Source organism: Neptuniibacter marinus, from assembly GCF_001597725.1.
Taxonomy (GTDB): domain Bacteria; phylum Pseudomonadota; class Gammaproteobacteria; order Pseudomonadales; family Balneatricaceae; genus Neptuniibacter; species Neptuniibacter marinus.
This window is the reverse complement of the sequence record NZ_LUTR01000008.1, coordinates 15,440-27,073: the sequence shown is the minus strand read 5'-3', so window position 1 is coordinate 27,073 and position 11,634 is coordinate 15,440. Positions and strand designations below refer to the sequence as shown.

Sequence of the window (11,634 nt, the reverse complement as noted above, 5' to 3'; positions counted from 1 at the left end):
CCTGAAAAAAGGCGCTTTATCAGAAAGTCGGCTATCTTAGAAGTAATACTAATTAGCGCCTTTTAAAAAAATAACAATGCTAGGTGAACGAAATGGCAATAAGAAATAGGATTTTGCGTTGCAGCAAAAACCAAACACAGGTGTTCACACACACACTACTTCCCATATTGATAGGTTCTGTCGTATCTATTAATCAAGTGCACGCCCTCGAATTTAATCTAGGTGAGATAGAAGGTCGTTTAGATTCTCAAATTTCAGTCGGCGCTAGCTGGCGAATGGATGACCCTTCTCAAGCACTAATTTCGCCAGCGAATGGGGGTACAAGTAAAGGCGGTGGCAGCTATGATGATGCCACCCAAAACTTTGACAAAGGTGAGACGTTCTCTCAAATTGTTAAAGGAGTTCATGACCTTGAATTAAGTTATGAGAATGTAGGTTTCTTTGCCCGTGCAAAGTATTGGTACGACCTCGAATTAGAAAATGGCGCTCGTGCACATGGACATACTGCAAACGGCTATACGCCAGATACTGAATTAAACGATTCGGGCTTTAATGACTTTGCCAAATTCTCCGGCTTCGAGCTACTCGATGCCTACTGGTACGGATCATTTGATATTGATCAAAAACCGCTTGACGTTCGCTTAGGTCGACAAGTTATCAACTGGGGCGAAAGCACCTTTATTCAAGGTGGTTTAAATGCGATCAACCCAGTGGACGTTAGCTCGTTCAGACGGGCTGGCGCTGAAGTCAAAGAGGGCCTTCTCCCTGTAAATATGGCATTTGCATCCTTAGGTGTTACCGATAACCTAAGTGTTGAAGGCTTCTACCAAATCTCGTGGGAACCAACTGCTATTGATGGCTGCGGTACTTACTTTTCAAACAACGACTTTGTTGGCGAAGGTTGTGACGGTATTCGTATAGGCAGTGGTGCTTTAGGAACACTAGATGACCAAACCTACTTCAACAATCCAGCGGTTTTAGGCGGGCAAGACCCCGTCGTTTATAGAAACGCAGATGGCCGACGTGAAGCGGATGACGATGGTCAATTTGGTATCGCTTTCCGCTATTTTGCAGAAGAGCTAAATAATACCGAATTTGGTCTCTATGCTGCGCAATACCATAGCCGCTTACCCATCACTAGTGGTGTCTATGACGTTGGGGCTTTCTTTGGTGGCCTTCCAGCAACCTTAGGCTCATCTTATTATGTTGAATACCCAGAAGACATTAAAATGCTCGGTCTGAGTTTTAGCACAAACGTTGGTGACATAGCTTGGTCAGGTGAGATCAGCCATAAAAAAGATGTCCCTATGCAAATCAACGGAACCTCGTTAATAGCAGGTATTCTAACCGCCGGTGCGACAGGGAATACAGCTTTAGATAACTATATAAAGGATGCAACCGGCAACGGTGCTTCGTTTGATAGCGAAGTAGACGGTTATCAAACCTTTGATGTTTCACAGTTCCAAACTAGCTTGATTAGCTTTCATGATCGGGTATTAGGCGCAAGCCGCTTAACCTTAATCGGTGAATTCGGCTGGACCCATGTTCACAGTCTAGATGAAAGCGCGAACGCTCTAAAATATGGCCGTCATGGTGCATACGGTTATGCGGCTGGCGATAACGATGGCTTCGTTACTCAAGACTCATATGGTTATGTAGTCAGAGCCAATCTTAATTACACTAATGTTTTTGCAGGTGTAAACTTAACACCAGAGATTAGCTTTAAGCACGGTTTAGAGGGTTATGGCCCTCAACCCGGTGCAGGCTTCAATGAGGATGAGAAAACACTAGGTCTAAGCTTAACCGCTGACTACCTTAACAGATACTCAGTCCAGCTTTCATACACTGATTACTTTGGTGGTGACTTCAATTCAATTGAAGACCGCGACTTTCTTTCACTCAGCGCATCCGTTTCTTTCTAAGAAGCGTTTACCAGATGGAGATATCATCAATGCTTAAAACTAAAAGACTGCTGCTGAGCACTGCCCTTATTTTGGCTTCATCTGCAGCATATTCAGCTACAACTGCTGAAGAAGCAGCTAAACTCGGTGATTCATTGACACCAATTGGCGCAGAAAAAGCCGCTAATTCATCGGGAAGCATTCCTGCATGGAAGGGGGGCTTAGCCACATCAACTGACCGTTATACCAACCCATTTGCTAACGAAAAACCATTATTTACAATTACAGCGGCCAATGCCGATCAGTATAAAGATAATTTGACGCCCGGCCAGCTAGCAATGTTAGAGCGTTACAAAGATAGTTTTTCTATCCCTGTTTATCCGACTCACCGAACCGCTGCATTACCCGATCATATCTATACCGCAGCTAAAGCTAATGCCATATCGACCACGTTAACCGATGGAGGCAACGGCCTAAAAGACTTTACAACAGCAATCCCCTTCCCTATCCCTAGCAATGGACTAGAAGTCATTTGGAATCATATGACTCGATATAGAGGCGGGGCTTTGGAACGTACTTTTGTGCAAGTTCCTGTACAAGCCAATGGTAGCTATACCGCGGTAAAAATAAACGAGAAAATGTCTTGGCCAAGCGCCTTAGAAGACGGTGCTGATCCTCAAAAAGACCAGAATATCTTGTTTTATTTCGTTCAAGAGGTCAAAGCACCTTCACGCCTAACCGGTAATGTACTTTTGGTGCATGAAACAATGAACCAAATCACCCAGCCTCGCCAAGCTTGGACCTATAATGCCGGCCAAAGAAGAGTACGTAGAGCTCCCCAGATTGCTTACGATGCACCGGGAACGGCAAGTGACGGGCAACGCACCACGGATAACTTAGACCTTTTCAATGGCGCGCCTGATCGTTACGACTGGAATCTTGTAGGTAAACAGGAAGTCTATATTCCTTACAATAGCTTCAAGCTAGCAGACAGAGGCCTAAAATATGAAGATATTTTACAGTCTGGTCATATGAACCCTGAACACACTCGCTATGAACTGCATCGGGTATGGAAAGTTGAAGCAACATTAAAAGAGGGTGAACGACACATCTATGCCAAGCGTACTTTTTACATAGATGAAGATAGCTGGCAAATCGCGATTGTTGATCACTATGATGGTCGAGGCGAGCTTTGGCGCGTAGCAGAAGCTCATCAGTTCCAATATCGTGATGCAAACGTACCTTGGCTTGTAGCGGAAACCTTATATGACCTTCAATCAGGACGTTATTTAGTCGGTAGTTTAACCAATGAAGAGGGTGAAGGGTTCGACTTTACTAAACGCTTTAGTCATAAAAACTTTACACCACAGGCCATTAGACGCTTAGGCAAGTAATAGCCCATTTATCCTCCTTTAATTTGATAGTTTTCCATAGCCTCCTCAGCTTTTGAGGAGGCTTTTTTATAAAAAGGCTTTTCTAATTCAACAGGGGCTAGGATAATAGGTTAGATTAGCAATGAATGCTGTTACAGCTCACCTACTCCGGAAATGAAAACCATGGCCGAAATCGGCAAATACAATACCCTTGAAGTACTTAAAGAAAGAGATTTTGGCGTTTATCTAGATGCCGGAGACTTAGGTGAAATTCTGTTACCTAAGCGTTACTGTGCTGATGACTTAGAAGTAGGTGATCGTATTCGCGTTTTCATCTACCTTGATACTGATGACCATCTTATCGCCACAACCGAAATACCCGTGGCCATTGTTGGTGAATTTTCCATGCTAAAAGTATCTGAGGTCAACAATACTGGTGCTTTCTTGGATTGGGGTTTACCTAAAGAGGTATTACTACCTTATAGCGAGCAAAAAAACCGCCCTGTTGAAGTCGATAAACGCTACCTTGTACGCCTTTATTTAGATAAGCACACCAATCGCATTGTCGCTTCCACCAAAATCGATAGGTTTTTAGATAAAACCCCTCCAAATTACAAAACCGGCGAAGAAGTTCAACTCGTTGTAGCAAATCGTACAGATCTAGGTCAGAAAGTTATCGTAAACCATGAACATTGGGGCATGATTTTCCGCAGTGACGTATTAAAAACGGTTTATCCTGGGCAAAAGTTTAAAGGCTATATAAAAGAAGTACGTGCCGACGGGAAGATCAATGTATCTATGCAAAAACCCGGTTATGGGAAAGTGATAGATACAACCGATAAAATTTTAGAAATGATGGCCGAACAAGACGGTTTTATCACAGTGCATGATAAATCATCACCTGAGATAATCTTCCAACATTTTGGTCTCAGCAAAAAAGCATTTAAGAAAGCGGTCGGCGCTTTATTAAAACAAGACAAAATCACTGTAGAACCCAGCGGTCTACGCCTTAAAGATTAAATAAAAAAACGCACTTCAATGAAGTGCGTTTTTTATTTCATATACTAAGAGGAAGGATTATGAAGCAACCCACTCCTCTAACTCATCAGCACTACCAATAAGCTTGCCATCGACAAAGATCTGCGGTGTAGTACCACGCCCAGATACCGCCTGCAAAGAACTAAAGCTAACACCGTTGGTACCTAGAACAATCTCTTCGTATTTATAGCCGTTATCAGCCAATACCTTCTTAGCACGCGTACAATGTCCGCAGCCAGGCTTACTAATAAGTGTGACACGTTTTGGCTGCTCCGCTTGTGGATTAATATACTCAAGCATAGTATCGCCATCAGATACTTCAAAAGGGTCGCCTGGCAGATCGGGTTCGATAAACATTTTGTCGATCACCCCGTCTTTTACCAACATCGAATAGCGCCATGAACGCTTTCCAAAACCTAGGTCATTTTTATCGACCAACATACCCATAGCTTCACTAAACTCACCATTACCATCAGGTATAAACGTAATATTTTCAGCCTTTTGGTCTTCAGCCCATGCATTCATTACAAAAGTATCATTCACAGACAAACAGATAATTTCATCAACGCCATTATCAGAAAAAACCGGCGCTAACTCATTATATCGTGGTAAATGAGTACTAGAGCATGTCGGCGTAAATGCCCCTGGTAATGCGAACAAAATAACCGTTTTTCCTTTGAACAACTGATCGCTTGTCACATCAACCCAATCATTACCCTGACGAGTGTGGAACACAACCTGTGGTACGCTTTGACCTTCTTTTGTCTGTAACATCAATCAATTCCTCATACTAAAATTATTACTCTAACGCCCGTTTGCGTTGATGGAATTACTATAACGAAAATCAAATAATTTAAGAAATTTAATAAAACAAAAGCACCGATAGATTAAAACTATATCTAGACACGATTTACCATGACCCAATTTAACGAGAACGATAAAAAGCGATAAACTCATCAAACGGCAAAGGCTTTCCTAAATAAAACCCCTGAATAAAGTCACAACCATACTCATCCAACATAGCCAGTTGTTCCTTAGTTTCAACACCCTCGGCCACAACCCGAATCCCTAATGTCTGGCCCATTTTGATGATCACCTCCACAAGTATACGGTCCTGTACATCATCCATAATATCCGTCACAAAACTACGATCAATCTTTAGAAAATCAATCGGGTAGTGACGTAGATAATTTATTGCTGAATAACCGGTACCAAAATCATCAATAGCAAAAGCGATCCCCTGCTCTCGTAATTGATTAATTTTATCTAATTGATTACCCCCGCCATCCATTAACAACGATTCAGTAATCTCAAAGACTAATTTATGGTGATCAACTTCATACTGATCAATAAGATTCAACCAGCGCTCAACCGCATCTTTCGGGAAAAACTCAGCAACAGAACGGTTAACAGCGATTTGCACATCAACCCCTCTCTCCGTCAACTGATTAGACAGATGACAAGCTTCCTCTAATACCCAGTCACCTAAGGCCCTAATTGCTCCGGTCTGCTCAGCAATAGGAATAAAGTCCACAGGGAAGACAACACCACGCTCAGGATGGAACCATCGAATAAGCGCTTCACATTTAGAAACTTCCCTATCTTTTAAAGACATTATAGGTTGAAGGTAAAGCTGAAACTGACCTCGACGAATACCATCAAGGATTTCATTATGTACTTGTACATGCCGCTTAACTTCAAAACTTAGCTCGTCATTAAAGAAATAAATTCTATTTTTTCCCGATCGCTTAGCTTCATACATCGCTCGGTCAGCATTTTGTAACAATACATCGGCTGACTGTCCATCTTGTGGGTATATAGCAATACCAAGACTATGAGTTACCGACAGATATTGTCCGCCAATAAGGTAAGGCTCACCCAACTCTAGTTGTAACTTTTCTGCCAACAGCTCCGCTTGAGTAGCGGTTTCAATATCATTCAGCACAATCACAAACTCATCACCCGCCAACCGAGCAATAAGGTCATCAGAACGAACAATATGACCCATACGTTGAGAAAACAGCCTTAAAAGCTCATCACCTGCATGATGGCCCCAGTTATCATTAACTTCTTTAAAATAATCAAGATCGATAAAAAACAACGCAAATATATTGCCGTGGCGTTGATGTTCATTAATTATTTTTTTGAATCTCTGCGTAAAATGGTAACGGTTGGACAGTCCTGTTAGACCATCATAGCTAGCCCTATAGTTTGCCGTATCTATAGCAACAAGCTTTTCTCGATAGTTGGAAGCAATAAGATAAGTAGCCATGGCTGTAACTAGGCTAACAAGCAGAGCGGCGGCCCAAAAATAAATAATTTCTTGAAGACTTACCTGCCATCCACCTTTAGCGCTGGCCGCCAGCTGCCATTTTCCTAAAGGTAAAAACACATCAACAATAACAGGGTCATTATCAAACGTAGAGGCATGTCCAAAAAAGACAGCTCCTTCAGACCCTTTACCATCTTTACCACGAATGGCAATGTCTAGCCCCCATAGATTCTCATGGAGGCCAGCATTAGCAAACAGCTCTTTATCGTTGATAACGACTGAGATGAGTCCCCATAAAATATCACGCTTTACACCAATAAACACAGGCACTCTAGCGATTAAGGCACTCCCCCCCTGAACAAGATCAACTGGGCCAGTAAGGATAACCTGATCATTAATTACAGATTCTTGAACCGTCACAGACTGATCGGGCACATCACGATAATCAACCCCTAGGGCCGATTCATTACCAAGAACGGGATAAATATTAGTGATAATAAGGTCTGGAGCCAAAGCGATATGACTAATGCTTAGTTGGGTTTGAAGGTATTCATCGACGAGCCTAGCGAATTCTGACTGCGTTATATCAGAATTAATTGCAATTTCAGCCTTCAAACCACGCAAAACAACAAGATGTGAATTAATGGCACCTTCAAGACGGGCACCTAAAGTAAGCAGATTAACAAATGCCTGATGCTTCTGATTGTCACGAATTCGTTCGAACTCATGATTAACAAAAAACATAGCTATCAAAAACACGATCAAAAACACAAACGCTGAAAAAGCCAATGAGCGCTGTGTTAAAAACTGTAGAGCCTGTCGAAACATATTTATAAATGGTGCCCCTAAATTCACACTATAACGTGACTAAACCACCTCATGCATAGTGCTGTGTTGTAAACCTATGTATTGCAAAGCACTAGGTCATTCAATGACCGCCCCTGTATTCGCAATATATATCTTATTTAAAAATGCTTTACTAAAAAGGTTTCCAACCTATTGCTAATAATAGCGCACTTTGCCCATTTAGTACTGTGTTAACATGCCCTTCTGCGCCATAAATAAAATAATTTCCGATACCCCGTCACCAGATAAAACTCAACAGCACTTATTGAGCTTTATCTCACAACAAAATAACAGAGACCAGCTACCTTTTCCCAGCGTCCCAAAATAAAGCCACTGCTTTAAGGCTAGCCGCCTTAGAGAAAACTACCAAATTAAATAATAAAAACTTGATAATTTCCTAGCTTGATTAGAATTAAGATATAATCTCCACGCTTAGTGAGCTTAAAATTGATCTATCTCACACAAAACAGCAGCAATATAAAGGCCAAATAAAATGCCCATTGAGAACCATGTCTTCTGAAAATCTAGCATGCCACTGCTGCGATCTAATTGTTGAGGTGTCGACGCTCAAACAGGGCAGTAAAGCGCACTGCCCTCGATGCGGCCACTTATTATCTTCACAAACGGCCAATGCCTACAATAAGGCAACAGCATTCGCAGCAAGCGCACTCCTTTTTTTACTACTATCACTACCGTTTCCTTTTATGGCCTTCCAATCGCAAGGCCGTGAACAACAGGTTTCCTTAATCCAAAGTGGTTATGACTTACTCATACTAGGTTTTCCTCTCCTAGCATTACTATTGAGCGTATTCATTTTAATCGTTCCCTCTTTACTGCTTTGCGCATATTTATTGATCCTCATCCCCTTACGCAAACACACCACTTACCCTTGGAGTTACACACTCGCTCGGCTTATATTTACCCTCCACCCTTGGGCAATGGCCGAAGTATTTTTAATCGGTGTTTTAGTCAGCTTCGTTAAAATATCAGGTATGGCTGACCTTGTGATTGGTATGTCTTTTTGGGCTTATGTACTCTTCGTCCTTTGTCTAATCGCAACAATTACCTGTATAGATCGAGTACAACTATGGCACAGCCTAGATAAGGCATCATCAATACAAAGAACTCCTCCTAAGCACAATTATGGCGGTGCAATGCAACAGCAATTACAAAGCTGCCACTGCTGTGGTTTGATCCATCATTTAGACGCACACAACTGCCAGCGCTGTTCCAGCTCGTTACACCCAAGAATCCCAGCTAGCCTACAAAAAACCTGGGCTTTTTTAATCACGGCAGCCTTGCTATACATCCCAGCAAATATTTACCCAATTATGCACACTCGCTTATTAGGTGCTGACGAACCCAGTACTATACTGGGTGGTGTAGTCCTTTTATGGCAGCACGGCTCTTATCCCATTGCCCTCATTGTCTTTATCGCCAGTATTTTAATTCCTATAGTAAAAATGCTAGCGCTGTTCTGGCTCGCACTTAGCGTACAAGCGGGCCATCAAAATCGCGTCAGTGAACGTATATGGATGTATAGAATGACTGAACTTATTGGGCGCTGGTCAATGATTGATGTATTTGTCGTCGCAGTTTTAGTCGCGTTAGTACAACTTGGCGGGTTAGCTAGTATATTACCGGGTATCGCCGTAACTGCTTTTGCCGGAGTCGTTATTCTGACTATGTTATCGGCTATAAACTTTGACCCTCGCTTAATATGGGATAATCTGGATAAAGATGAGTTACACATTATCAAGAGTGGCCAAGAGCCATTAAATGATCTATTAGATGAGATAAACTAGGCCTCATATGTTTAATCATCAAACACTTAGCCAACAAGATAACTGATACTTATGACAGCAACAAATCACTCTTCAGCACAACCACTAATCAGTGCTAAACGTTCAGTGTCCAGCATTTGGCTGCTACCTTTCATTGCCTTATTTATAGGTGGTTGGATGGTCTATAACGATTGGGCGCATAGAGGGCAGCTAGTTAATATTAGTTTTATAACTGCCGATGGTATTGAAGCCGGAAAAACAAAAATCAAAGTCCGCAATGTTGAGGTTGGGAAAGTAGAATCAGTTAAACTTAACTATCCTAATAATAATGTTCTTGTACAAGCACGGATTGACCCTGAAGCAGAAGCGCTTCTACTTAAAGATACAAAATTCTGGGTTGTCAGACCCCGTGTAGGTACAGGCGGCGTGAGTGGTTTAGGCACCCTCCTATCTGGTGCTTACATCGAAATGGCACCGGGTGAAAAAGGCAAACCATCTAACCGATATATTGGTTTAGAAGAGCCCCCTGTAGCTTCCACAACAGAACCTGGCTTACGTTTAGAACTTATTAGTGATAATGCTCACTCATTAAGTGTGGGTGACACTGTACTTTATCGTGGCTTTTCTGTTGGTAGAATTGAGCGGGTTAATTTTGATGCCCAAGCGAAAGAAGCAGTTTATGGGATTTTTATTCAAGCCCCATATGATCAGCTCGTCAGTACAGATAGCCGCTTTTGGAATATGAGTGGTATCAACCTAAACCTCTCAGCGAACGGTGTTAATGTTCAAACGGGAACTTTCGACACCCTTTTTAGTGGCGGCATCACTTTCGATTTATTAGAAGGCGAACAACAAGGACGCACAGCAAAAGATGGCGACCGCTTCCGCCTTTATGCAGATTTTAATAGCGTCAAAGAACGCCCTTATGCGTACTATAATGAGTATCTGTTACTCTTCGATCAGTCGGTACGAGGACTGGTTGCCGGAGCACCTGTTGAATTTCGTGGTGTTCGAGTCGGCACCGTAGAAAATATCTCCTTTCAAATCGCTCACCTTTCAGAGATTACTGATTCACGTATACCTGTAGTGATCAGGCTCGAACCTGGACGTCTAGGTTATAAAGATGAAGAGCGCATATTAGCCGAAGTGCATTCCAAACTTAGTAACTGGGTGGAGCGCGGTATGCGAGCAAGCCTTAAATCAGGCAACCTTGTCACAGGTAGTTTATTTGTCGACTTAGACCTTTACCCAGACTCTCCCCATAAAACACTCACCAAAGTCGATGACTATTCCGTTATCCCTACAGCGCCAGGAGGCTTTGTACAACTGGAGAATAAATTAATTGCAGTGTTAAGCAAAATAGAACGCTTAAAAGTTGAGCCTGTACTTGATCAGCTCGACCATACTCTCAGTTCCAGCGAGAAAGTAATCACCCAACTCGATCAAACACTCCAACAGATCGAAAGCTTAGTGAAAAGTAAAGATACAAAAGCGCTACCTGAAGAGCTAACCGCCACCTTAAAAGAGATACGCCTAGCAGCCCAAGGACTAACCCCCGACAGTCAGCTATATTTAGAGATACACAACACACTACAAACATTGCAACAAACCTTAAAACAGCTACAACCGGTCATAAAAACTTTAGATGAAAAACCTAATGCACTTATTTTTGATGCTCAAAAAGGCCCAGACCTTATTCCTGGAGGTAAAAATGCCGACGACTAAAGGCTTAATGGCGTTAGCTATCTCGTTTTTATTACTCAGTGGTTGTGCCCAGCAAACAAGCCGCGATGAAAACCAGTTTTATCTACTCAGTAGTGACAGTGCAGCCATTCAAAAAGTAGATACTAAACACGTCATAGGTCTCAAGCCTGTGACGGTGGCTGCCTATCTGAATAATGCTGGTATCGCGATACAAACCACTGAAAGCCAATTAAAAATTGCTAATCATCACCTTTGGGCCGAGCAACCTAACTTAGCGATCACCCGTGTGTTACATGGAGAACTCAATAAAAAGCTCAGCCATAGTCGTATCGACAATGGCCAATTTGGGCGAAGCTCCGATTGGCAATACAGCCTTTCAACCCATGTGGACCAATTCCATGGTACTGAAAATGGACTCGCCACTTTTAGTGGTTACTGGCAATTAGCTAAACAAGGCAAAGTACTTTTTAGTGCACGCTTTAATCTCTCGGCACCTTTAGAGGAACCCGGCTATGCCGCACTTGTATCTCAGCTACGACAGCTATTATCCCAACTAGCAGAAGATCAAACACAACAAATTACCAACCAACTAAATGAATAGACTCATTAAAGTTGATCTAAATAGAGCATGAACTTCATAGACAAAAAATGGTCTATACTTGCCTTAGGGTTTGCGTTACATAAAGCGACCTGCAGTAAAAAAACATATATTTATA

The 11,634-nt window shown here is 42.2% G+C and carries 8 protein-coding genes; 6 read left to right on the top strand and 2 right to left on the bottom strand.

Translation table 11 applies throughout. The features are described from left to right. The first annotated feature begins 92 nt into the window (after positions 1–92). The 3 genes from A3774_RS07700 to A3774_RS07690 all read left to right on the top strand — a co-directional run bounded on the left by A3774_RS07700 (position 93) and on the right by A3774_RS07690 (position 4,294). Positions 93–1,922, top strand: a complete 1,830-nt coding sequence (locus A3774_RS07700; RefSeq protein ID WP_067865754.1) for a DUF1302 domain-containing protein — start codon at positions 93–95, stop codon at positions 1,920–1,922. Between the two features lie 29 nt (positions 1,923–1,951). After that, positions 1,952–3,295 (top strand): DUF1329 domain-containing protein, encoded by a 1,344-nt coding sequence (locus A3774_RS07695; RefSeq protein ID WP_067865957.1) that lies wholly within the window; start codon positions 1,952–1,954, stop codon positions 3,293–3,295. A gap of 162 nt (positions 3,296–3,457) precedes the next feature. Further along, positions 3,458–4,294, top strand: a complete 837-nt coding sequence (locus A3774_RS07690) for a CvfB family protein (protein ID WP_067865956.1) — start codon at positions 3,458–3,460, stop codon at positions 4,292–4,294. Positions 4,295–4,351: 57 nt separating this feature from the next. Here A3774_RS07690 and A3774_RS07685 read toward each other — a convergent pair whose 3' ends face one another. Together A3774_RS07685 and A3774_RS07680 are read right to left on the bottom strand one after the other, a co-directional pair. Beyond that, positions 4,352–5,086: a glutathione peroxidase gene (locus tag A3774_RS07685; protein WP_067865750.1), complete on the bottom strand. Its 735-nt coding sequence runs from the start codon at positions 5,084–5,086 to the stop codon at positions 4,352–4,354. A gap of 151 nt (positions 5,087–5,237) precedes the next feature. Beyond that, positions 5,238–7,412, bottom strand: coding sequence for a putative bifunctional diguanylate cyclase/phosphodiesterase (locus A3774_RS07680; protein ID WP_067865746.1), 2,175 nt, complete (start codon positions 7,410–7,412; stop codon positions 5,238–5,240). Positions 7,413–7,939: 527 nt separating this feature from the next. Between A3774_RS07680 and A3774_RS07675 the strand changes: the two genes are divergently transcribed. The 3 genes from A3774_RS07675 to A3774_RS07665 are packed head-to-tail and all read left to right on the top strand — an operon-like array spanning position 7,940 to position 11,519. After that, the gene (locus tag A3774_RS07675) at positions 7,940–9,235 is read left to right on the top strand and encodes a PqiA/YebS family transporter subunit (protein ID WP_067865744.1); all 1,296 of its coding nucleotides are present in this window, start codon (positions 7,940–7,942) and stop codon (positions 9,233–9,235) included. A 51-nt stretch (positions 9,236–9,286) separates the two neighbouring features. Beyond that, a complete protein-coding gene (pqiB, locus tag A3774_RS07670; RefSeq protein WP_067865741.1) occupies positions 9,287–10,939 on the top strand; it encodes an intermembrane transport protein PqiB in 1,653 nt (550 codons plus the stop codon). Then, positions 10,926–11,519: a PqiC family protein gene (locus A3774_RS07665; protein ID WP_067865738.1), complete on the top strand. Its 594-nt coding sequence runs from the start codon at positions 10,926–10,928 to the stop codon at positions 11,517–11,519. Before pqiB ends, A3774_RS07665 begins: the two co-directional genes overlap by 14 nt. Positions 11,520–11,634 lie beyond the last annotated feature (115 nt).